Below are 21,753 nucleotides of genomic sequence, written 5' to 3' on the forward strand. Positions count from 1 at the left end.
CATGGATTCCAGGATCATGACCGCGCTTGGCGACCGCGTGCTGACGCTCGGGCCCCAGCCGGCGGCCGACGGCCCCTACAAGCATTTCAAGCTGACGCGCGATGCCGACGGCGTCGCCTGGCTGCTGTTCGACCGCGCCGGGACAAGCGCCAACACGCTGTCCTCCGACGTGATGGAGGAGTTCGACGCGGTGCTCGCGGCGATCGAGACCGAGCGCCCCGCAGGCCTCGTGATCCGCTCGGCCAAACCGTCCGGCTTCATCGCCGGCGCCGACGTCAACGAATTCCGCGGCGCCAGCGATCCCGAGATGGTGGAAACGCGTATCCGCGCCGCGCATGCCGTCGTCGATCATCTGGAGGCGCTCAAGCTGCCGACGGTCGCGGTCATCCATGGCTTCTGCCTCGGCGGCGGCCTCGAGGTCGCGCTGGCCTGCCAGTCGCGCATCGCCATCGACGGCGCGCGCTTCGGTTTCCCCGAGGTGATGCTCGGCCTGCATCCCGGTCTCGGCGGCACCGCGCGCTTTACCGCACTGGTCAATCCGACCCAGTCGATGGCGCTGATGCTGACCGGCCGCACCATCGATGCACGCCGCGCCAAAGCGCTCGGCCTCGTCGATACCGTGACGCAGGAACGCCACGTCCGTGGCGCGGTGAAGGACGTGCTGTTCGGCCGGCTGAAGCGGGCCAGGCCCAGTCTGCTCACGCGCGCGTCCAACCTCGGACCGGTGCGTGGACTGCTCGCCAAGCGCATGCGCTCGGAGGCTGCGAAGGCGGCACCGCGCGAGCACTATCCGGCGCCTTACGCGCTGATCGATCTCTGGGAAACGCATGGCGGCAGCAAGGCCGCGATGCTCGGGGCCGAGCAGGCGTCATTCGCCAAGCTGATGGTGACGCCGACGGCGCAGAATCTGATCCGCGTCTTCTTCCTGCGCGAGCAGATGAAGAAGACGGCGGGCTCCGGCAACACGGTGAAGCATGTCCATGTCATCGGCGCCGGCGCCATGGGCGGCGATATCGCGGCGTGGTGTGCGGGGCAGGGGCTGCGGGTTTCGCTCGCGGACATGAAGGCCGAGCCGATCGCGGGCGCGATGAAGCGCGCGGCCGAGCTTTACGGCAAGATCATCCGCAAACCCACCGAGGTGCGCGACGCTCTCGATCGCCTGATTCCGGACATGGATGGGGAAGGCGTCCGCAACGCCGATCTCGTCATCGAGGCGGTGCCGGAAAAGCTCGAGCTGAAGCAGAAGGTCTATGCCGGCCTCGAGCCGCGGATGAAGCCGGGTGCGATTCTCGCGACCAACACCTCGAGCATTCCGCTTCAGGACCTGCGCACCACGCTGACGCGGCCCGAGCGGCTGGTCGGACTGCACTTCTTCAATCCGGTGTCGCGGCTGCAATTGGTCGAGGTCGTCGGCCATGACGGCAACGATCCGCAAGTGTTGAAAGAGGCGCTCGCCTTCGTCGGCGCAATCGATCGCTTGCCGCTCGCCGTGAAGAGCTCGCCCGGCTTCCTCGTCAACCGTGCGCTGACGCCCTACATGCTGGAGGCGATGGTGATGCTGGACGAGAAGACCGACCAGCGCCTGATCGACGCCGCGGCCGAGCAGTTCGGCATGCCGATGGGGCCGATCGAGCTTGCCGACCAGGTCGGGCTCGACATCTGCCTCGATGTCGGCGACATGCTGCGCACCAAGTTCGGCGATCTGTTGCCGCCGACGCCGGCATGGCTGCGCGAGAAGGTCGCCAAGGGCGAGCTCGGCCGCAAGACCGGCAAGGGCTTCTACACCTGGAAGGACGGCAAGGCGGAGAAGATGCCGCTCTCCGAGACCGGCCCGCGCGTGACCGACCAGATGATCGACCGGCTGGTGCTGCCGATGTCCAACGTCTGCGTCGCGGCGCTTCGCGAAGGCATCGTCGACGATCCCGACGCGGTCGATGGCGCCATGATCTTCGGAACGGGATATGCACCGTTCCGCGGCGGTCCGCTGAACTATGCGCGCTCCCGCGGCGTGGATAATGTGGTGTCCACCTTGCGTGAGCTCGCCGAACGATTCGGCGGACGTTTCGCGCCCGACGCGGGCTGGGACAATTTCAAGTGAGCAATCTCAAGCGAGAGAGGCATGAACGAACAGGCGAATACCGGGCCGAGCGGCGATCTCTGCATCCGCACGCTGGCGATGCCCGCCGACACCAACGCAAACGGCGACATTTTCGGCGGCTGGCTGCTCAGCCAGATGGACGTCGGCGGCGGCGTGTTCGCCTCGAAGGTCGCGAAGTCGCGCACCGTGACGGTTGCGATCGAGGCGATGAACTTTCGCAAAGCCGTCTATGTCGGCGATCTCGTCTCGGTCTATGCCAATCTCGTGCGTGTCGGGCGCACCTCGTTGACGGTGCATCTAGAGGCGTGGGCGCTGCGCCGCGGAGAGGAGCATCCGTTCCTCGTCACCGATGGCAACTTCACCTACGTCTCGATCGACGAGCACGGGCGCCCGCAGGCGGTTCGCCCGTCCGACACGGCGATCGCGACGTAATCGCGCGCGGCGTATGACCGTGCGGCGTTGCCTCCGCGGTCGTCGCGTCTTCGCCAAGAACAAGTCATAAAATGGATGAGGTCCCGGCGTACTCAATTGCACGTCGATTCGGGGTGGAAACGGCCTCAAATGCCCAGGAACCTTTGGGCAGAAGTGTCGTTATTTGCCCGCACTTGAGGAATCCACGGGCCATGCCGGACAGCTACATCATCGAAGTCAATTCGCAGACCGCAGGTATCGTCGTTCGTTCTCAAGGAGGCTACTGCTTTTTCGCCTCGTCCGACCGCTTCTACCGCCTCGAAGGCCAGCTCTTCCGCAACGCCCGCGAAGCCGAGCGCGCCGCGCGCAAGCTGGTTAACGGCGATGTGGAGGAAGCGGCGTAGTTTCGCCTGTCATTCCGGGGCGCGCTTAGCGCGAGCCCGGAATCTTTTGCCGAGTTCACCGCTGCCCTCCCTTCTCCCCTTGTGGGAGAAGGTGGCGCGAAGCGCCGGATGAGGGGTTCTATCGGCGAACTCAGCTGTGAGAGGTGTGCTCGCGGAGGCAACTCCTCACCCGTCTCGCCGCTTTGCGGCGAGCCGCCCTCTCCCACAGGGGGAGGGGGTAAGAGGTGCCACTACAATTTCGTCGCCGCGCGTGACAGTAGCTTCCAGTCGTCGCCCTGCTTCTGCCAGTTCATCAGGATGTGAAGGTTGGTCGGCACTTTTTTCCCATCGGCCGTCATCTCCTGTTCCGCCACCCAATGGAAGCGCACGATCGCGGTCGGGCCGACGACCTTGATGGTCGGGTCCTTGTATTCGATCGACAGGAATTTCGATTTGCCGTCGGTGGCGTTGGTGATGAAGGTCGCCTTGTCCTCCACCTTACCGCTGGAATGGCTGTAGCTCAGATCGTCCCAGCACAACGCGCCGAGCGCCTTCGGGTCGGCCGCGATCTGGGCGAGGCGGAAGGCCTCCACCTTCTTCGCCACGGCCTCTTCGTCCGCCGAGGCGGCCAGTGCCGGCGTCGTGAGAGCGAGCGCGGCAAGAGCTGGAACGGCCAGGGTCGAGAGAGCCAGATCGCGTCGATTGATCGTCATCGTTTCCTCCTTTTTGATCTTGAAGAGAGTGTTGCAGCCGCGCGCGGCTTTGTCGAGTGGTCACGGCGTCGTCATGTGCATGCGTCATTGCGCGATCGCAGCCATATTGATACGTGTCGCGCATCGATGCGTCGTGCATTTGGGAAAGTACGGAAATGATCGAGGCCAAGGACAATGCGACGGGCAGGGCATTGCTGTTCGACATCGACGGTACGCTTGCCAATACCGACCCGCTGCACCTGAAGGCCTTCAACGAGGTGCTCGGCCCTCGCGGCCATGTCTTCGATCACGCGCGGTTCTCGAGGGAGCTGCAAGGGTTCGCCAATGTATCGATCGGGGAGCGCTTTCTGCCCGACGAGGCGCCGGAACGGCGCGCCTTGATCCTCGATGAGAAAGAGGAAGTCTTCCGCGCGCTTGTCGCCGGGCAGATCGAGCCGCTGCCGGGCCTGATGGCGCTGCTCGACCGGGCGGACGCGGCCGGCGTTCCCATGGTTGCCGTGACCAACGCGCCGCGTCTCAACGCCGAACTGCTGCTCTCCGGCCTCGGCATTACGCACCGTTTCAAGGCGCTCGTGATCGGCGACGAGCTGCCGCACGGCAAGCCGCATCCGCTGCCCTATCAGGAAGGGCTGCGCTTCGTCGGCGCGAGGCCGGAAACCTCGGTCGCATTCGAGGACTCCCGCACGGGCGTGCAATCGGCCACGGCGGCCGGCATTCCGACCATCGGGATCCGGACCAGCCTCGGCCATGCTGACCTGATTGCAGCCGGCGCGGTCGCCTCCGCCGGCGCCTTCGACGATCCGGACCTGCTCGCGCCTCTGGCTGCCGCGATGGCGTGGTGAGAGGCCTCGTCCGTTAACCGTGATCGGGGCGCGCATTGACCGATCGCGCGAACCGCCGCACCATGCACCTTCCAGATTTGAGGCCATTGCTGTGACCGGATTGACCCATCGCCAAGCCGAAATCCTCAACATCGCGCGCGCCTCCGGCCGCGTCATGGTCGAGGAGCTCGCGCGCCGGTTCGAGGTCTCGGCGCAGACCATCCGCAAGGATCTCAACGACCTCTGCGAACGGCGCTCGCTGACCCGCATCCACGGCGGCGCCATCATTGCCTCGGGCGTGGAAAACCTCGCCTATGAGGCACGCCGCTTCGTCGCCGCCGAGGAGAAGAAGGCGATTGGGGCTGCGGCTGCCTCGCTTATCCCGAACGGATGCTCGCTCTTCATCAACATCGGCACCACGACGGAGGAGGTCGCGAGCGCGCTGACCTCGCATGAGGATCTCCTCGTCATCACCAACAACCTCAATGTCGCGATGCTGCTCTATCGCCATCCCCGCATCGAGGTGGTGGTTGCCGGCGGCACGGTGCGGCGCGCCGACGGTGCGGTGGTCGGCTCGACCGCGACGCAGCTGATCGGCCAGTTCAAGGTCGACTACGCCATCATCGGCGCTTCCGCGATCGACGAGGAGGGCGCGCTGCTCGACTTCGACTATCGCGAGGTGCAGGTCGCGCAAGCCATCATCGCCAATGCCCGCAGTGTCATGCTGGTCGCGGATTCGACGAAGCTTCGGCGCAGCGCGCCGGTGCGCATCGCCCACATGACCCAGATCCAGACCTTCGTCACCGACCAGGAGCTGCCCGAACGCCTCGCCACCATCTGCCACAGCAAGGGCATCGAAGTGGTGGAGGCGATGCCGAAGGGGGCGGATATCGATGATGCGCAGGCCGAAGCGCCGGATGCCGCGCCCGAAGCCGCGCCGGTGGTCCGGCTGAGATAGCGGCTTACTTACCCTCCCCTGGAGGGGAGGGGCGATCGCGCGTAGCGCGAGCGGGGCCGGGTGACGGTCCCTCTTTGAACACTGCCCGCATTGAGGAGAATCACCTCACCCGACGCTTGGCGCCCACCCTCCCCCTCTAGGGGAGGGTGGGTTGTTTCGCTGCCTACTCCTTCACCCCACTGCCCACAAAAAAAGTTCCTCTTTCACTTCCTTCCGCCTCTCTTTCATCTTGCTTTCGTTTTTCGGTGTGATCTAATCAAAAACGAAAGTAGTCGCTCGAAGGAACGAGCGAGTCGCCGGGGGATGCGTCTGTTGGAGCGTATTTTCGACCTCGCCATTATCGGAGGCGGTGTTAACGGCTGCGGCATCGCGCGCGACGCGGTGGGCCGTGGCAACACGGTTTTCCTGTGCGAAATGAACGACCTGGCGAGCGGGACCTCGTCCTGGTCGACCAAGCTGGTGCATGGCGGCCTGCGCTATCTCGAATATTACGAGTTTCGCCTGGTCCGCGAGGCGCTGATCGAGCGCGAGATCCTTTGGGGCATCGCGCCCCATATCATCCGTCCCCTGCGTTTCGTTTTGCCGCATCACGCCGGCCTGCGCCCGGCCTGGCTGCTGCGCCTCGGCCTCTTCCTTTATGACCATATCGGTGGCCGGCACCTGCTGCCGGCGACACGTTCGGTCGATCTCAGGCGCGACGAGGTCGGCCGCCCGCTGATCCCGAACCGCTACAGCCGCGCGTTCGAATACTCCGACTGCTTCGTCGACGACGCCCGTCTCGTCGTGCTCAACGCGCGCGATGCCGCCGACAAGGGCGCCGAGATCCGCACCCGCACCCGCGCGACGGATATCAAGCAGTCCGACGGCATCTGGACCGTCAGCATGGTCGACACGCTGACCGGCGCGCGTTCGTCGATCCAGGCCCGCGCGCTGGTCAATGCCGGCGGCCCCTGGGTCGAGGACGTGCTCGGCCGCGGCGCCGGCGTGAACGCGAAAGCCAAGGTGCGCCTGGTGCAGGGCTCGCACATTGTGGTCAAGAAACTCTATGACCACGACCGCGCCTACATGTTCCAGAACGCGGACGGCCGCATCATCTTCGTGATCCCGTACCAGGACGACTTCACGTTGATCGGCACCACCGACCGCGACTACGACGGCGATCCCGCCAAGGTGAAGGCGACGCCCGAAGAGATCGAGTACCTCTGCGCCGCCGCGAGCGAGTATCTGGCCAAGCCGGTGACTTCAGCGGACGTGGTCTGGACCTATTCCGGCGTGCGACCGCTTTATGACGACGGCGCCAGCGAGGCCAAGGCCGCGACGCGCGACTACGTGTTCGAGCTCGACACGCCCGGCGGCGTGCCGCTGCTCTCGATCTATGGCGGCAAGATCACGACCTACCGCCGCCTCGCCGAAGAGGCGCTGGAGCGGCTTTCGCCCTATCTCCGCAGCGCGAAAGCGCGCGAGGGCTGGACCGGCAAATGGCCGCTGCCCGGCGGCGACATGCATGTGTCCGACATCGACGGGCTGATCGCCGAGCTCCAGCGCGGCTATCCCTTCCTCGCCCACGCGCATGCGCGCCGCCTCGCGCGCGCCTATGGCACCCGCGCCATCAAGCTGCTCGGTGACGCGAAATCGGCCGCCGATCTCGGCCAGACCTTCGGCGCGACGCTGACCGAGCGCGAGGTCCGCTACCTCATGGCCAACGAATGGGCTGTGACCGCCGATGACATCGTCTGGCGCCGCTCCAAGCTCGGCCTGCGACTATCTGCCGATGAGATCGCGGCGCTTGACGACTGGATCAGGACCCACGCTTTGCCGCAAAGTCCCCTGCTGGAAGCGGGAGGACGCTCATGACCGTCACCCTCGATCACGTGACCCGGACCGTCGATGGTGTTGCGCATATCCGCGATGTCTCGCTGACGCTCGAGAGCGGCACGCTCAACGTGCTGCTCGGGCCGACGCTGTCGGGCAAGACCTCGATCATGCGGCTGCTCGCCGGCCTCGACAAGCCGACCACGGGCAAGGTGCTGGTCAACGGCAAGGACGTCACCGGCGTCGACGTGCGCCAGCGCTCGGTCGCCATGGTCTATCAGCAGTTCATCAACTACCCCTCGTTCACGGTCTACGAGAACATCGCCTCGCCCTTGCGCGTGCAGGGCAAGCCGCGCGAGGAGATCGAGGCGCGCGTGACGGAAGCAGCAAGGCTGCTCAGGCTCGAGCCGTTCCTGAAGCGCACGCCGCTCCAGCTTTCCGGCGGCCAGCAGCAGCGCACTGCGATGGCGCGCGCGCTGGTCAAGGGCGCCGATCTCGTGCTGCTCGACGAGCCGCTCGCCAATCTCGACTACAAGCTGCGCGAGGAGCTGCGCGCCGAACTGCCGCGCATCTTCGAGGCCTCGGGCGCGATCTTCGTCTATGCCACCACCGAGCCGACCGAAGCGCTTCTGCTCGGCGGCAACACGGTGTGCATGTGGGAGGGCCAGGCGCTTCAGATCGGCGGGACGCCCAACGTCTACCGTCATCCGCAGACGCTGCGCGTCGCGCAGGTGTTCTCGGATCCGCCGCTCAACCTCGTCGGCATCGAGAAGAAGAACGGTTCCGTGCAATATGCGGGAGGCATCGCCGCGCCGGCGTCCGGCCTCTATTCCTCTCTCGCCGACGGCGCCTATCGCGTCGGTTTTCGCGCGCATCAGCTTGCGCTCGCCAATGGCGAGACCGACCGCCACGCCTTCCATGCCACGGTGACGGTGACCGAGATCACCGGTTCGGAGAGTTTCGTGCATCTGACCCGCGACGGATTGAACTGGGTGGCGGTGCTGCACGGCGTGCACGAGTTCGAGCCCGGCCAGACCATCGATGCCGTGCTCGATCCCAACGATGTCTTCGTCTTTGATGCTGCCGACCGGCTGGTCGCGGCACCCGGCAATTCGTGAGGGAGGTGCGCCATGGCCCGCATTGACCTCGTCGATCTCGCCCACTCCTACGGCGGCAATGCTGCGCCGCAGGAAAGCTTTGCGCTGAAGCCGGTGACAATGACCTGGCGGCAGGGCGGCGCCTATGCGCTGCTCGGCCCGTCCGGTTGCGGCAAGACCACGCTGCTCAACGTCATCTCCGGCATCATCACGCCGTCGCGGGGGAAAATCCTGTTCGACGGCCAGGACATCACACCGCTGTCAACCCAGAAGCGCAACATCGCCCAGGTGTTCCAGTTTCCGGTGATCTACGACACCATGACCGTGGGGCAGAACCTGGCGTTTCCGCTGAAAAACCGCGGCGTGCCGAAAGCCGAGATCGACAGGCGCGTCGCCGAGATCGGCCGCCTGCTCGACCTCGAGCCCTATCTGAACCGCAAGGCGACGCGGCTCACGGCCGACGCCAAGCAGAAGATCTCGCTCGGCCGCGGCCTCGTCCGTTCCGACGTCGCCGCCGTGCTGTTCGACGAGCCGCTGACCGTGATCGATCCCGAGCTGAAATGGCAGCTGCGCTCGAAATTGAAGGCGCTGCATCGCGAGCTCGATCTCACGATGATCTACGTCACCCACGACCAGACCGAGGCGCTGACCTTCGCCGACACCGTCGTCGTCATGCATGACGGCCGCGTCGTCCAGAGCGGCACGCCGGCCGAGCTGTTCGACAAGCCGGCGCACACCTTCGTCGGCTATTTCATCGGCTCGCCCGGCATGAACATCCTGCCGGCCGAGGTGAGGGGACGCGAGGCCCGGATCGACGGCCACGTCATCGCGCTGAACCGCAGCTACGATCATCTGCCCGCGGGCGCGAAGATCGAGATCGGCGTTCGGCCGGAATTCGTCGAAGCCGTCGCGCCGGCGCCGGGCCTGCTCTCCGCGAAGATCGAGCGCATCGACGACCTCGGCCGCATCCGCTTCGCGCGCACGCGCCTTGGCGACGCGAAACTCGCAGCGCGTGCGCCCGCGGGCTTCACCGGCGCGGACGGCACCGCCGGGCTGAAGTTCGATCCGTCGCATGTCCACGTCTATGCCGACAGCCTTCTGGTGGAGGGAGCCGCCTGATGGACAAGACCATCAACCAAAAAGCCTGGTTCCTGGTGCTGCCGGTGTTCCTGGTCGTCGCCTTCTCGGCGGTGCTGCCGCTGATGACGGTGGTGAACTATTCGATGCAGGACACGTTCGGCAACAACCAGTTCTTCTGGAATGGCGTCGGCTGGTTCAAGGAACTGCTCGATCCCTCGACCGATCTCGGCGGCCGCTTCCTCGCCTCGCTCGGCCGCAATCTGTTCTTCTCGATGGTGATCCTCGCGATCGAGGTGCCGCTTGGCATCGTCGTCGCGCTGTCGATGCCGCGTCAGGGCTGGACGGTGGCGGCCTGCCTCGTCATCCTCGCGCTGCCGCTGCTGATCCCGTGGAATGTGGTCGGCACGATCTGGCAGATTTTTGGCCGGCCCGACATCGGGCTGCTCGGCTATGTCCTCAACCACATCGGCCTCGACTACAATTACGTCTCCAACGACATCGATGCCTGGGTCACCGTCATCGTGATGGATGTCTGGCACTGGACCAGCCTCGTCGCGCTGCTCTGCTATGCGGGCCTGAAGTCGATCCCGGAGGCCTATTATCAGGCCGCCCAGATCGACGGCGCCTCGCGCTGGGCGGTGTTCAAGGCGATCCAGCTGCCGAAGATGAACCGTGTGCTGCTGATCGCGGTGCTGCTGCGTTTCATGGACAGCTTCATGATCTACACCGAGCCGTTCGTCGTCACCGGCGGCGGACCCGGCAACTCGACCACCTTCGTCTCGATCGAGTTGGTCAAGATCGCGCTCGGCCAGTTCGACCTCGGCAAGGCCGCCGCGCTGTCGCTGGTCTACAACCTCATCATCCTGATCGTCTGCTGGATCTTCTACACCGTCATGACCAATGCCGGTGTCGAACGCAAAGTCCAGGCGGAGAGCGAGCCGGCGGTGGAGCCGAAGCCCTCGGCCGCGCTCAAGCCCGTGCCCGCGCTCAAGCCAAAGGAAGGAGTGGCCTGATGCACTCGATTCCCGGCCGTCGCCTCATCATGGGGCTGTTCCTGGTCTTCCTGCTGTTGCCGATCTACTGGCTCGTCAACATGAGCTTCAAGACCAACGCCGAGATCGTCTCGACGATGACGCTGTGGCCGCATTCCCCGACGCTGCAGCATTACAAGCGTATCTTCACCGACGAGAGCTGGTATTCAGGCTACATCAATTCGCTGGAATACGTCGTCCTCAACACCATCATCTCGATCTCGGTGGCGCTGCCGGCGGCCTATGCGTTCTCGCGCTACCGCTTCCTCGGCGACAAGCATTTGTTCTTCTGGCTGCTGTCGAACCGCATGGCCCCGGCGGCGGTCTATGCGCTGCCGTTCTTCAACCTCTATTCGGCGATCGGCCTGTTCGATACGCCCTGGGCGGTCGCGCTCGCGCACTGCATTTTCAACGTTCCGCTGGCGGTGTGGATCCTCGAAGGCTTCGTCTCCGGCGTGCCGCGCGAGATCGACGAGACCGCCTTCCTCGACGGCTATTCCTTTCCGCGCTTCTTCATCAGGATCCTGGTGCCGCTGATCGCGAGCGGCATCGGCGTCGCCGCCTTCTTCTGCTTCATGTTCTCGTGGGTCGAGCTCCTGCTCGCGCGGACGCTGACCTCGGTGCAGGCAAAACCGATCGCGGCGATCATGACGCGCACGGTGTCGGCTGCGGGCATGGACTGGGGCCTGCTGGCCGCAGCCGGCGTGCTGACCATCATCCCGGGCGCCCTCGTGATCTGGTTCGTCCGCAATTACATCGCGAGCGGTTTCGCGCTCGGTCGGGTCTAGGGAGGCATCGATGGAAGCTATTGCATGGATGGCCTGGACGCCGCCGACGGCGATCTTCTTTGTGGCGCTCGCCTGCACCCTCGCGGTCATGACGTACCTCGCCGCGGTCTATCCCGAAGCCGAGCGCGTCGGCGTGCTCAGCATTCCGACGACGCGGGGCGATCGCCTGTTCATCTCCCTGATCACGGCGGCCGTCATCCACCTTCTGTGGATCGCCTTCGCCGGCACCGACGTACTCGCCACTCTGCCGATCGGCGAGGAAGGTTTTGAGATTTCGAGCCTCTGGCTCGCAAGTGGGATTTCGCTGGCCACGGCCGTGCTCATTTTTCGCACGGTCTGAAGCTCGCGAAGGGACGGCCAGATCCGGGGGCAACCCGGGCCTGTATAAAATTTTGTCGCTGCAACGGAGGAACAACATGCGACAGTTTAGGAGAAGGAAAGGTCCATTGACCAAGAATAGCTTTCTGACGATGTCCAGCGCCGCCGCCATCATTGCGGTGTCGTTCGCCGTCTCGGCGCCGGTCCGCGCCGCCGACGACGCCGCGATCCAGAAGTGGATTGCGGAATTCCAGCCCTCGACGCTGTCGAAGGACGAGCAGAAGAAGGAGCTGGAGTGGTTCGCCAAGGCTGCTGAGCCCTTCAAGGGCATGGAGATCAACGTCGTCTCCGAGACCATCACGACCCACGAATACGAATCGCAGACGCTGGCCAAGGCGTTCTCCGAGCTCACCGGCATCAAGCTCAAGCACGACATCATCCAGGAAGGTGACGTCGTCGAGAAGCTGCAGACCCAGATGCAGTCCGGCAAGAATGTCTATGACGGTTGGATCAACGACTCCGACCTGATCGGCACGCACTTCCGCTACGGTCAGACCATCGCGCTGTCGGACTACATGACCGGCGAGGGCAAGGACGTCACCGACCCGATGCTCGACGTCAACGACTTCATCGGCAAGTCGTTCGGCACGGCGCCGGACGGCAAGCTCTACCAGCTGCCCGACCAGCAGTTCGCCAACCTCTACTGGTTCCGCTACGACTGGTTCACCAACCCGGACTACAAGGCCAAGTTCAAGGCCAAGTATGGCTACGAGCTCGGCGTGCCCGTGAACTGGTCCGCCTATGAGGACATCGCCGAGTTCTTCACGAACGACATCAAGGAGATCAACGGCGTCAAGGTCTACGGCCATATGGACTATGGCAAGAAGGATCCCTCGCTCGGCTGGCGTTTCACCGACGCCTGGCTGTCGATGGCGGGTAACGGCGACAAGGGCATCCCGAACGGTCTGCCGGTCGACGAATGGGGCATCCGCATGGAAGGCTGCCGTCCGGTCGGCTCGTCGGTCGAGCGTGGCGGCGACACCAACGGTCCGGCTGCGGTCTACTCGATCACCAAGTACCTCGAGTGGATGAAGAAGTATGCCCCGCCGCAGGCCCAGGGCATGACCTTCTCCGAGTCGGGTCCGGTGCCGGCGCAGGGCAACATCGCCCAGCAGATGTTCTGGTACACCGCCTTCACCGCCGACATGGTGAAGCCCGGCATCGCCGTGATGAACGCGGACGGTACGCCGAAGTGGCGTATGGCTCCGTCGCCGCACGGCTCGTACTGGAAGGAAGGCATGAAGCTCGGCTACCAGGACGCCGGTTCGGCGACTCTCCTGAAGTCGACCCCGGCTGACCGCCGCAAGGCGGCCTGGCTCTACCTGCAGTTCATCGTCTCCAAGACGGTGTCGCTGAAGAAGAGCCATGTCGGTCTCACCTTCATCCGTGAATCCGACATCTGGGACAAGTCGTTCACCGAGCGTGCGCCGAAGCTCGGCGGCCTGATCGAGTTCTACCGCTCGCCCGCGCGCGTGCAGTGGACCCCGACCGGCAACAACGTGCCTGACTATCCGAAGCTCGCCCAGCTCTGGTGGCAGAACATCGGCGATGCGTCGTCCGGTACGAAGACGCCGCAAGCCGCGATGGACGCACTGGCCGCTGCCCAGGACTCCGTCATGGAGCGCCTGGAGAAGTCCGGCGTGCAGGGCGCCTGCGGTCCGAAGCTGCACAAGAAGGAGTCGGCCGAATACTGGTTCGCCAAGGCCCAGAAGGACGGCACCATCGCCCCGCAGCGCAAGCTCGCCAACGAGAAGCCGAAGGGCGAGACGGTTGACTACGACACGCTGATCAAGTCGTGGCCGGCCACCCCGCCCAAGCGCGCGGAAGTGAAGTAAGCCTCGCGCAGAGCGTCATCAAACACGAAAGGCCGGGAGCGATCCCGGCCTTTTTCTTTCTTCGCCTCTCCCCGCTTGCGGGGAGAGGCCGTATCGCATCGCAGATGCGATACGGGTGAGGGGGACTCTCCACGAGTCCAACTGCTACCGTTCCCGCGGAGACTCCCCCTCACCCCAACCCTCCCCCGCAAGCGGGGAGAGGGGGAAGGAACTATTCCGCCGGCTCGGCCGCCAGCGTCGGGTAGTCTGTGTAGCCCTTCGCGCTGCCGCCGTAGAACGTGGTCTTGTCCCAGTCGTTCAGCGCCGCGCCGGCCTTCAGCCGCTCGACGAGGTCGGGGTTGGAGATGAACGGCTTGCCGAAGGCGATAAGATCGGCCGCGTTCGCGTCCAGCACCTTGGTCGCCAGATCGAAATCGTAGCCGTTGTTGGCGACGTAGGCGCCGGAGAAGCGCTTGCGCAGGCCCGCATAGTCGAACGGGGCGATGTCGCGCGGGCCGCCGGTGGCGCCTTCGACCACATGCAGATAGACCAGCTTGAGCGCGTTGAGTCCGTCGACAATGTGATTGAACAAGGCCTGCGGATTGCTGTCGGCGAGGTCGTTGGCCGGCGTCACCGGCGAGATGCGGATGCCGGTGCGGTCGGCGCCGGCCTCGGCGGCAACCGCCCTGGAGACCTCGAGCATCAGCCGCGCGCGGTTCTCGATGGAGCCGCCGTAGGCGTCGGTGCGCTTGTTGGCGCCGTCCCTGGCGAACTGGTCGAGCAGGTAGCCGTTGGCGCCGTGAATCTCGACGCCGTCGAAGCCGGCCTCCAGCGCATTCTTCGTGGCGCGCTTGAAGTCGTCGATGATCCCAGGGATTTCGGAGAGTTCGAGCGCGCGCGGCTCGGAGACGTCGGCAAAGGTGCCGTTCACGAAGGTCTTGCCCTTGGCGCGGATCGCGCTCGGCGCCACCGGAGCTGCGCCATTCGCCTGGAGCGCGACGTGCGAGATGCGGCCGACATGCCAGAGCTGGATGAAGATCTTGCCGCCGCGCTCATGGACCTTGTCGGTGACCTTGCGCCAGCCGGCGACCTGGTCTTTGGAGTAGATGCCGGGGGTGTCCTGGTAGCCTTGGCCCTGCTGGGAAACCTGGCTCGCTTCGGTGATCAGCAGGCCTGCGGACGCGCGCTGGCCGTAATAGTCGGCGGCGAGCGCACCGGGTGCGAACGTGCCGGGAACGGCGCGGTTGCGCGTCAGCGGCGCCATCACCAGGCGATTGGCCAGCGTGATCGGGCCGAGCTTGTAGGTCTCAAACAACTTGGTCGAACGGCTCATGGGAATGCTTCCAGGCGGTGATTGGTCCGGAACACTTGTGCATCGCGGCAATCAGCGCAAGGGAGGAGCCATACGGAAAGTGCAGGCGAGCTACGCGGCAAGGCCCGCGTAGCATAATTCATGTGCAATTCGGGCCGCGGCGGCGGATTTGATCTCTCCGCCGCGCCCGCTTGATATCCGGGTTTTAGTTCGCGCCGAGGAAATCGCGCTTGCCGATCTCGACGCCGTTGTGGCGCAGGATGCCGTGCGCGGTCGTGGCGTGGAAATAGAAGTTGGGCAGCGAGAACGCGCTCAGGAATTGCTGGCCCTTCATGGTGATGGATTTGTCGGGGCCGGCCGGGAAGGTGACGTCCTTGGCGTCGGCGCCCTCGAACTGCGAGGGCTTGAACGACTTCACGTAGTCGATCGTCTTGGCCAGCCGCTGCTTCAATTCGGCAAAGCTGGTCTCGGTGTCGGGCGTCGAGGGCACCTCGCTGTGGGTCAGCCGTGCGCAGCCCTTGGCGGCGAAGTCGCTGACGAGCTGGATCTGCTTCGACAGCGGCAGCATGTCCGGGAACAGGCGGGAGCCGAGCAGAACGCTCGGGTCGACCTTCTTGGCCGCGCAATGCGCCTCGGCTTTCGTGAGCAGGCCGGTGAGGCTGTTCAGCATCTGCAAATAGGCGGGGACGACGGCGTCGTGGAAGGACATGTGATGCTCGCTTGAATGGTGGGAAATCTCAGGAGAAAACCTGAGCCACTCACATGGGAACGTCATGGAAAAATACAATCGCGAAAGCGGCTTGTGCGGTGCGAAAATTCTACATCGCCGGCTTGCCACGATGCCGTTCGCGCCACACCCTCGCTGCCATGGCCCGGCTTGACCGGGCGATCCAGTACTCCGACACGGTTGTGGTCAAATCGATGGGCCGCGGCGTACTGGATGCCCCGGTCAAGCCGGGGCATGACGGAGGAAGGCTTAGCGCACCGTCGCCTGGGGCTGCGCCTGCGCCGTGCCGCCGCCGCGCATGCGGGCGAGCAGCTCCGCGGTCGGCCAGGAATCGGCCGGCAGGCCGTATTTGATCTGCATCGCCTTGACGGCGGCGCGGCTCTGCTGGCCCAGCACGCCGTCGACCTTGCCGACATTGAAGCCGGCCTGGACCAGAAGCTGCTGCAATTGCTTGAGCTCGTTGAACGGCAGCTGTGCGACCGGCGCCGCCGGCTTGCGCATCGGGGCGGCGCCCGCGATGCGGGTGGCGAGATAGCCCGCGGTGGTCGAGTAGATCAGCGAGTTATTCCACTCGGTGTAGGCGGCGAAATTCGCATACGCCATGAAGGCCGGCCCGGTCCGTCCCATCGGCAGCAGCACGGAGGCCGGCAGATTATCGTTCGGCAGCGGCCTTCCGTCGGGATAGGTCACCCCGAGCTGCGCCCATTTCGAGCGCGGCTGCTGCACGGTGAGGTCGGTCTGATCCCAGGGCAGGTTTTGCGGCACCTTGATCTCTTCGAGCCACGGCTCGCCGCGCCGCCACTTCAATCCGTTGGCGATGTAGTTCGCGGTCGAGCCGATCACGTCGTCCTCGCTGCGCAGGAGATCGCGCCGGCCGTCGCCGTCATAGTCGACAGCGTAGTTGACGTAATGCACGGGCAAAAACTGCGTCTGCCCGAGCTCGCCGGCCCAGGAGCCGACCATCTCGTCGGGTGTGAGATCGCCACGGTCGATGATCTTCAGCGCGGCGATGGTCTCGTTCACGAACATCTCCGAGCGGCGGCAGTCATAGGCCAGCGACACCAGCGATTTCAGCGTGGGCAGATTGCCCATGTTGACGCCGAAATCGCTTTCGAGGCCCCAGAACGCGGCGATCACCGCCGGCGGCACGCCGTATTCCTTTTCGGCGCGCGCGAAGGCAGCGGCGTGGGCCTTGATGTGCTGCTGGCCGTTCTGCATGCGATAGGGCGCGGCCATGCGGCCGCCGAACTCGGTGAAGAGCTGGCCGAACACGCGCTGGCCACGGTCGCGGTTGACGATGCCCTGGTCGTAGACGAGGTAGGGCGAAGCCTCCGCGATCGTCCGCTGCGACACGCCGGCGGCCACTGCCTGCTGTTTCACGTCGGCGAGGAAGCGATCAAAGTTCGCGCCATTGTGGCACGAGGCCGCACGCGGCGAGGGGGCGGTGGCCTTCGGCGCCGCAGGCCTTGCGGGCGGCGGTGTGAGCTGGGCGGAGGCAGTGGCGGAGCATGCGAGGAGCGCGACGGCCGCGATCAGAAATCGGGTCTGGACCATAGGGGTTCCGGCGGGGAGGGAAGGCGTGGATTCGCCTGAAGTCTAGGTGAAGTGAACGCCTCAGGCCATCCTTTCCATGCCATCCTTTCCACGTCATGCCAACATGCGGAATACGAGGGAGCGGATGTCGCGCGGCTCAGCCGAACAGCCGCATCAGCAGTGCTTTCCCGACCGGGAGCGCTCTGACGCCGCGATAGGCGCGGACATATTCGCCGGCATAGAATGCCCGGATCGCATGCACGCGCGTATCCATGCCTTCCTCGAACCGCACCGCGAATCCGTCCGTGGTTCGTCGCACGACGATGGCCGCGATCGAGCGGCCGTAGATCCGGCATTCGATCGTGCTGCCGGGGCGCGGCGGATCGGGATCGATCAGCCGCGCGCCGGTAATGGAGATGTCGGCGAGCCGTGCGAGATGCGATCTGCCGTCCTGACGCAGCAGCACCGGCTCATTGCGATGAAAGCGCTCGGCCTTGCGCTTGCGCGGCTGCTCGATGCAGACGAAGCAGACCACGGTGAGGATGAGCGCGTTGTAGAGACTCCAGGCCAGGGCCAGTCCGCCATAGGCGATGTTCTCGCCGCGCAGGTGCAGGATGAAGGCATAGGCAATGGCTGCCAGGGTGATGAGAAGCGCGCAGCCATAGATCCGCAGGAGCGGCCATTCGACAAATCTCCTGTCGCGGTCGCCGCCCTTCGCCGTGACCTTGAACTTGTGTCCCTTCGGCTTCAACAGGCCGGCTGCCACCGCCTTGAGCACCGCGGGCGCGGCGATGAGTTGCGAGACGTCCGACATCATGGCGAGCGAACGGCCGTGTGATAGCCAGGCCATGCTGAGTCCGTGCCAGACGTAGAACGGCAGGAAGAAGCGCAATAGCTCGGTGAGATCCGCCTGCACCGCCTTGATGCCGAACAGCAGGAACAGCCAGGGCACCATGAGTCCCGCGGCCTTCGACGTGTAGACCGCAGACCAGCTCATGAAGGCATCGACCAGCGAGAGCCGGTCGATAAAGGACAGCTTTGAGTCCTGCGAGAGCGGTCCGCTGCGGCCGCGCACGATTTGCATCAGGCCGAGGCACCAGCGGGCACGCTGGGTGATGTATTCCTTCAGCCCCTCGGGCGCGAGCCCGATCGTCAACCGTTCGTTGAGATAGATGGTGTTGAAGCCGTTCTCCTTCAGGCGAAGGGTGACGAGATAGTCTTCCGTGACGGAGTCGGTTGGAAAGCCGCCGATCTGCACCAGCCCGGCGTAGCGAATGAGGGATGAAGTGCCGCAGCAGAACGCGACGCCCCAGGCGTCCTTCGCCGGCATCAGGATATCGAAGAAGAAGCGCTGCTCGTCTGGCCATACATCGGTCGCAGCGAGGTTGGTCTGGATCGGGTCGGAATTGATGAAGTGCTGCGGCGTCTGCACCACGCCGACCGAAGCGTCATCCATGAGGGAGATGGTGCGCGCGAGGAAGTCGGGCCGCGGCACGAAGTCCGCGTCAAGAATGGCCACGAAATCCGGCCGCTCCGGCAGGGCGCCGACGTGCTTGAGCGCATGATTGATGTTGCCGGCCTTGGCGTGGTGGTTGTCGGGCCGTGTGAGATAATGGCAGCCGAGTTCGCCTGCGAGCCGCCGCAGCCAGGGGCGCCGGCCGTCGTCGAGCACCCAGACGCGATAATTGCCGTACGCCATGCCGGTCGCGCCGATGATCGTGCGTTCGAGGATCGATCGCTCCTCGTTGTAGGTGCAGATGAAGACGTCGATCAGCGGCGCGAGCGGATCGGTGGCACGGCCGTCGATCCTGGCCGCGCCGGTGCGGTCGATGGTCCGGCTCAGAAACAGCAGGGACAATGCGACTGCGACGAGCGAGGCCGCCTCCAGCAGCATGAAGGGATAACCGATCACGGCGTCCGCCGTCAGATGCGGTGGCGGGAGCGTCGCGGTGACCCGCCAATAGAGATAGCGAAGCAGGAAAACCAGCGACACGACGGCCAGTAACGAGCGCGCCATTGTGCTGTCGCGCCTGAGCAGCGGCACGACCGCCATGAAGGCGCCGAGCGTAATCAGGCCTGGCGTCAACGCCATCATCACGGCGCGGTCTCGTGCCGGGCAAACACCACGCGGCCGGTGCGCCCCACGGTGCAGGCGAGGGCAGCGGCATCGCGAGGCGCCACGGTCACGCGATAGGGCTCCTTGCTGAGCGCATCCGGATTGATGGCGAGATTGGCGGGCGCACCGGCGGCGCCGGTCAAATTGACCACGGTGCCTGAGATCGGCTCGCCGCCGTCATTCGGCTCGAAAGTGGCGCGGTCGCCGAGCTGCAAGCGATTGTAGACGCTCTCGGTGACATTGGCCGTGATGACGGCGCCGCTGCAATCGAGGATCTTGAGCAGGGGTTGGCCGGCCTGCACGTCCTCGCCCGGCGAGGTCATCATCTCCCAGACGCGGCCCGCAACTGGTGTCGTGATGTTGGCTTCGGACAGATCGGCGAAGCGGACCTCCTCGATGATGGTCTCGTTGGCGAGCCAGGCGATCTCGGTGTCGGTGCGCGCGAGATCAGCCTCGAGATCGCCGGCGCGCTGGCGCATCTCCTCCTCGCGCTGCACCGAGCTCGGGCGGTCGTTGTAGCTGTCGCCGAGGAAGGAACCGCTCCGTGCCGCGGCGAGCTCGACCTTCGCAGCATCCAGCCGCTTGCGCGCACCGAGCTCGGTTTGCTGTGACACGGAAAGCTCGCGCGTCAGTCGCGCCAGCTCGACCGTTGAGACATTGCCGGACTTCGCGAGCGAGGATGCGCGCTCGACGGCGGCGCTGGCTTCGTCCCGCCGCGCTGCCGCGGCCTCGATCGAGGTCTGGATCTCGGCGATGCGGGCCTCGAGCTGAAGCACGCGTCCCTCGCGGAATTGCGTGGCCTGCCGCGCCAAATCCTTTTGGGCGGCCTGGGCCGCGGCAAGCTTGGTGGCGAGACTGGGCCGCTCGTTCTCCAGGCGCGATTTCTGCCGCCGGAGATCGTCGAGCCTGGTGCGATCGCCGCGTGAGTTGACAACGCGCAGGAGCACGGTTCCGGCACCAAGCCTGGCCTGATCGGTGATGGGCTGGGCGGCTACCACGCGGCCGCCGATCGGCGTGCGCAGGGTGACGAGACGGGAATTCAGCACGGCCTCGACGCTCGAGTACTCCCAGATCGCACGCAGCGGCAGCCAGCCGAACACGGCGATGATGGCAAGTCCGATGGCGATCTTGGCGCCGCGTCGCAGATGCGGCCAGTGCCACCCGGATTCCGGCGCCGTCTGCGCCTCGGGGGCGTGGCCGGTTTCGTCATCGGCGAACAGCTGCTCGTGCAGCGCCTCCTGTAGTCCCTTCGCGTCGGTCTTGGTCTCGCTCTTGGTCTCGTGAGGGGAAGGCGTGGATGCAGGGTCGACGGAAGCGGCACGTAAGCGGTCTACCATGACGGTCACCTTGCTGACGGGAGGCCCACGGAACCGGTCAATGCGCGAGCGCCCCGCAGCGTGCCCGGTTACCGTGCATTAAGCCGATGCTGCGCTTTCCAGGTTGCTAAGCACCTGCGCGTGTTTTTGCGCAAATCCCGGTCAAGCTTTAGCGACGGGGGAAAGGCTGGCCGCGCGGCCTTGAATCTGCGGCTCCGCGCCGCATGAACCTTGCGATGCTCGGCGGCATTCATACTTCGAAGACGCCGGCCCAAGGCGCGCCAGCGGCCGGTTCGGGAGACGGCCATGAACTATTTTCGTACCGCAATGCTGCTCGCAGGTCTCACCGCCCTGTTCATGGGCGTGGGCTATCTGATCGGCGGTGCCGCAGGCGCCATGATCGCGCTCGTCATTGCCGCGGCGACCAATCTCTTCACCTATTGGAACTCCGACCGCCTGGTGCTCTCGATGTACGGCGCCCATGAGGTCGACCGTTCGACCGCGCCGGAACTGGTCGGCCTCGTCGCCGAGCTTGCGGGTCGCGCGGGCTTGCCGATGCCGCGCGTGTTCCTGATGGACGAGGCGCAGCCCAACGCGTTCGCGACCGGCCGCAATCCCGAGAACGCTGCCGTTGCCGTCACCACCGGCCTGATGCACCAGCTCAGCCGCGAGGAACTCGCCGGCGTGATCGCGCATGAGCTTGCGCACATCAAGCACCACGACACGCTGCTGATGACGATCACCGCGACGATCGCGGGCGCGATCTCGATGCTGGCGCAGTTCGGCATGTTCTTCGGCGGCCACCGTGACAACAACAACGGCCCGGGCATCGTCGGCTCGATCCTGATGATGATCCTCGCGCCGCTCGGCGCCATGCTGGTGCAGATGGCGATCAGCCGCACCCGCGAATATGCCGCGGACAATCTCGGTGCGCGCATCGTCGGCCAGCCGATGTGGCTGGCGTCGGCGCTGGTGAAGATCGAAGGCGCCGCACATCAGGTCCCGAACTTCGAGGCCGAACGGAATCCCGCGACCGCGCACATGTTCATCATCAATCCGCTGTCGGGCCACGGCGTGGACAATCTCTTCGCCACCCATCCCTCGACGCAGAACCGCATCGCGGCGCTCCAGCAGCTCGCGGCCGAGCTCGGCGCGCAGGCGGCGCCGTCCGTCGGCGCCAACGAAAACTATCCGCCGGCGAGCCCGTGGGGCCATTCGTCTTCGCGTGGTCCTTCACGTGGTCCCTGGGGCTGATCCGGAACCGGTAAGGATTTGCGCGGGGCTTTGTGACCTGGCGCACACAGGATGGTCCCGGCCGGTGCTAACACCTTGCCGTGACACTTCCTTCGAAAGGGGATGCGTGGC

The 21,753-nt window shown here is 65.2% G+C and carries 19 protein-coding genes; 13 read left to right on the forward strand and 6 right to left on the reverse strand.

Translation table 11 applies throughout. The features are described 5' to 3' along the window. Nucleotide 1 precedes the first annotated feature (1 nt). From XI08_RS26170 to XI08_RS26180, 3 genes are all read left to right on the forward strand, one after another. A complete protein-coding gene (locus XI08_RS26170; RefSeq protein ID WP_271576564.1) occupies nucleotides 2–2,098 on the forward strand; it encodes a 3-hydroxyacyl-CoA dehydrogenase NAD-binding domain-containing protein in 2,097 nt (698 codons plus the stop codon). A gap of 21 nt (nucleotides 2,099–2,119) precedes the next feature. Further along, the gene (locus XI08_RS26175) at nucleotides 2,120–2,530 is read left to right on the forward strand and encodes an acyl-CoA thioesterase (protein WP_027549336.1); all 411 of its coding nucleotides are present in this window, start codon (nucleotides 2,120–2,122) and stop codon (nucleotides 2,528–2,530) included. Nucleotides 2,531–2,721: 191 nt separating this feature from the next. Further along, nucleotides 2,722–2,913 carry a hypothetical protein gene (locus tag XI08_RS26180; RefSeq protein ID WP_135177924.1) on the forward strand — a complete coding sequence of 64 codons (192 nt, stop codon included), beginning with the start codon at nucleotides 2,722–2,724 and terminating at the stop codon, nucleotides 2,911–2,913. 230 nt (nucleotides 2,914–3,143) lie between these two features. Here the strand turns inward: XI08_RS26180 and XI08_RS26185 are convergent, their stop codons facing one another. Further along, nucleotides 3,144–3,605: a nuclear transport factor 2 family protein gene (locus tag XI08_RS26185; protein WP_027543710.1), complete on the reverse strand. Its 462-nt coding sequence runs from the start codon at nucleotides 3,603–3,605 to the stop codon at nucleotides 3,144–3,146. A 155-nt stretch (nucleotides 3,606–3,760) separates the two neighbouring features. Here XI08_RS26185 and XI08_RS26190 point away from each other — a divergent pair, with 155 nt between their 5' ends. From XI08_RS26190 to XI08_RS26230, 9 genes are all read left to right on the forward strand, one after another. Beyond that, nucleotides 3,761–4,447 carry an HAD family hydrolase gene (locus XI08_RS26190; protein WP_027543709.1) on the forward strand — a complete coding sequence of 229 codons (687 nt, stop codon included), beginning with the start codon at nucleotides 3,761–3,763 and terminating at the stop codon, nucleotides 4,445–4,447. 91 nt (nucleotides 4,448–4,538) lie between these two features. After that, nucleotides 4,539–5,384, forward strand: a complete 846-nt coding sequence (locus tag XI08_RS26195; protein WP_027543708.1) for a DeoR/GlpR family DNA-binding transcription regulator — start codon at nucleotides 4,539–4,541, stop codon at nucleotides 5,382–5,384. A gap of 303 nt (nucleotides 5,385–5,687) precedes the next feature. Continuing rightward, on the forward strand, nucleotides 5,688–7,238 hold the full coding sequence (gene glpD / locus XI08_RS26200; RefSeq protein WP_271576565.1) for a glycerol-3-phosphate dehydrogenase: 1,551 nt from the start codon (nucleotides 5,688–5,690) through the stop codon (nucleotides 7,236–7,238). After that, nucleotides 7,235–8,314: an ABC transporter ATP-binding protein gene (locus tag XI08_RS26205; RefSeq protein WP_027543706.1), complete on the forward strand. Its 1,080-nt coding sequence runs from the start codon at nucleotides 7,235–7,237 to the stop codon at nucleotides 8,312–8,314. Before glpD ends, XI08_RS26205 begins: the two co-directional genes overlap by 4 nt. Before the next feature lie 12 nt (nucleotides 8,315–8,326). After that, nucleotides 8,327–9,412: an ABC transporter ATP-binding protein gene (locus tag XI08_RS26210; protein ID WP_271576566.1), complete on the forward strand. Its 1,086-nt coding sequence runs from the start codon at nucleotides 8,327–8,329 to the stop codon at nucleotides 9,410–9,412. Further along, a complete protein-coding gene (locus XI08_RS26215; RefSeq protein WP_027543704.1) occupies nucleotides 9,412–10,386 on the forward strand; it encodes a carbohydrate ABC transporter permease in 975 nt (324 codons plus the stop codon). Before XI08_RS26210 ends, XI08_RS26215 begins: the two co-directional genes overlap by 1 nt. Continuing rightward, nucleotides 10,386–11,192: a carbohydrate ABC transporter permease gene (locus tag XI08_RS26220; protein ID WP_027543703.1), complete on the forward strand. Its 807-nt coding sequence runs from the start codon at nucleotides 10,386–10,388 to the stop codon at nucleotides 11,190–11,192. Before XI08_RS26215 ends, XI08_RS26220 begins: the two co-directional genes overlap by 1 nt. Before the next feature lie 10 nt (nucleotides 11,193–11,202). After that, nucleotides 11,203–11,532 (forward strand): DUF2160 domain-containing protein, encoded by a 330-nt coding sequence (locus XI08_RS26225; protein ID WP_027543702.1) that lies wholly within the window; start codon nucleotides 11,203–11,205, stop codon nucleotides 11,530–11,532. Nucleotides 11,533–11,662: 130 nt separating this feature from the next. Next, a complete protein-coding gene (locus tag XI08_RS26230; RefSeq protein WP_049823309.1) occupies nucleotides 11,663–13,405 on the forward strand; it encodes an ABC transporter substrate-binding protein in 1,743 nt (580 codons plus the stop codon). Nucleotides 13,406–13,616: 211 nt separating this feature from the next. Here the strand turns inward: XI08_RS26230 and XI08_RS26235 are convergent, their stop codons facing one another. The 5 genes from XI08_RS26235 to XI08_RS26255 form a co-directional block, all read right to left on the reverse strand. Next, nucleotides 13,617–14,717, reverse strand: a complete 1,101-nt coding sequence (locus XI08_RS26235) for an alkene reductase (RefSeq protein WP_271576567.1) — start codon at nucleotides 14,715–14,717, stop codon at nucleotides 13,617–13,619. Nucleotides 14,718–14,901: 184 nt separating this feature from the next. Continuing rightward, nucleotides 14,902–15,405 carry a DUF1993 domain-containing protein gene (locus tag XI08_RS26240; RefSeq protein ID WP_271576568.1) on the reverse strand — a complete coding sequence of 168 codons (504 nt, stop codon included), beginning with the start codon at nucleotides 15,403–15,405 and terminating at the stop codon, nucleotides 14,902–14,904. A 267-nt stretch (nucleotides 15,406–15,672) separates the two neighbouring features. Then, the gene (locus tag XI08_RS26245) at nucleotides 15,673–16,977 is read right to left on the reverse strand and encodes a lytic murein transglycosylase (protein ID WP_271576569.1); all 1,305 of its coding nucleotides are present in this window, start codon (nucleotides 16,975–16,977) and stop codon (nucleotides 15,673–15,675) included. Nucleotides 16,978–17,113: 136 nt separating this feature from the next. Continuing rightward, nucleotides 17,114–19,051 (reverse strand): glycosyltransferase, encoded by a 1,938-nt coding sequence (locus XI08_RS26250; RefSeq protein WP_271576640.1) that lies wholly within the window; start codon nucleotides 19,049–19,051, stop codon nucleotides 17,114–17,116. Then, nucleotides 19,051–20,409, reverse strand: a complete 1,359-nt coding sequence (locus tag XI08_RS26255) for an HlyD family secretion protein (RefSeq protein ID WP_271576570.1) — start codon at nucleotides 20,407–20,409, stop codon at nucleotides 19,051–19,053. Before XI08_RS26255 ends, XI08_RS26250 begins: the two co-directional genes overlap by 1 nt. Nucleotides 20,410–20,694: 285 nt before the next feature. Here XI08_RS26255 and htpX point away from each other — a divergent pair, with 285 nt between their 5' ends. Next, on the forward strand, nucleotides 20,695–21,642 hold the full coding sequence (gene htpX, locus XI08_RS26260; RefSeq protein ID WP_271576571.1) for a zinc metalloprotease HtpX: 948 nt from the start codon (nucleotides 20,695–20,697) through the stop codon (nucleotides 21,640–21,642). Nucleotides 21,643–21,753: the final 111 nt, after the last annotated feature.

The organism is Bradyrhizobium sp. CCBAU 11361 (assembly GCF_028128935.1).
In the GTDB taxonomy this organism is placed as follows: domain Bacteria; phylum Pseudomonadota; class Alphaproteobacteria; order Rhizobiales; family Xanthobacteraceae; genus Bradyrhizobium; species Bradyrhizobium niftali.

Excerpts from the sequence above, each read along its gene's own strand:
- XI08_RS26170 (WP_271576564.1), top strand. The coding sequence starts at position 2 with ATGGATTCCAGGATCATGACCGCGCTTGGCGACCGCGTGCTGACGCTC.
- XI08_RS26175 (WP_027549336.1), top strand. The coding sequence starts at position 2,120 with ATGAACGAACAGGCGAATACCGGGCCGAGCGGCGATCTCTGCATCCGC.
- XI08_RS26180 (WP_135177924.1), top strand. The coding sequence starts at position 2,722 with ATGCCGGACAGCTACATCATCGAAGTCAATTCGCAGACCGCAGGTATC.
- XI08_RS26185 (WP_027543710.1), bottom strand. The coding sequence starts at position 3,605 with ATGACGATCAATCGACGCGATCTGGCTCTCTCGACCCTGGCCGTTCCA.
- XI08_RS26190 (WP_027543709.1), top strand. The coding sequence starts at position 3,761 with ATGATCGAGGCCAAGGACAATGCGACGGGCAGGGCATTGCTGTTCGAC.
- glpD (WP_271576565.1), top strand. The coding sequence starts at position 5,688 with ATGCGTCTGTTGGAGCGTATTTTCGACCTCGCCATTATCGGAGGCGGT.
- XI08_RS26205 (WP_027543706.1), top strand. The coding sequence starts at position 7,235 with ATGACCGTCACCCTCGATCACGTGACCCGGACCGTCGATGGTGTTGCG.
- XI08_RS26210 (WP_271576566.1), top strand. The coding sequence starts at position 8,327 with ATGGCCCGCATTGACCTCGTCGATCTCGCCCACTCCTACGGCGGCAAT.
- XI08_RS26215 (WP_027543704.1), top strand. The coding sequence starts at position 9,412 with ATGGACAAGACCATCAACCAAAAAGCCTGGTTCCTGGTGCTGCCGGTG.
- XI08_RS26220 (WP_027543703.1), top strand. The coding sequence starts at position 10,386 with ATGCACTCGATTCCCGGCCGTCGCCTCATCATGGGGCTGTTCCTGGTC.
- XI08_RS26225 (WP_027543702.1), top strand. The coding sequence starts at position 11,203 with ATGGAAGCTATTGCATGGATGGCCTGGACGCCGCCGACGGCGATCTTC.
- XI08_RS26230 (WP_049823309.1), top strand. The coding sequence starts at position 11,663 with ATGTCCAGCGCCGCCGCCATCATTGCGGTGTCGTTCGCCGTCTCGGCG.
- XI08_RS26235 (WP_271576567.1), bottom strand. The coding sequence starts at position 14,717 with ATGAGCCGTTCGACCAAGTTGTTTGAGACCTACAAGCTCGGCCCGATC.
- XI08_RS26240 (WP_271576568.1), bottom strand. The coding sequence starts at position 15,405 with ATGTCCTTCCACGACGCCGTCGTCCCCGCCTATTTGCAGATGCTGAAC.
- XI08_RS26245 (WP_271576569.1), bottom strand. The coding sequence starts at position 16,977 with ATGGTCCAGACCCGATTTCTGATCGCGGCCGTCGCGCTCCTCGCATGC.
- XI08_RS26250 (WP_271576640.1), bottom strand. The coding sequence starts at position 19,051 with ATGATGGCGTTGACGCCAGGCCTGATTACGCTCGGCGCCTTCATGGCG.
- XI08_RS26255 (WP_271576570.1), bottom strand. The coding sequence starts at position 20,409 with ATGGTAGACCGCTTACGTGCCGCTTCCGTCGACCCTGCATCCACGCCT.
- htpX (WP_271576571.1), top strand. The coding sequence starts at position 20,695 with ATGAACTATTTTCGTACCGCAATGCTGCTCGCAGGTCTCACCGCCCTG.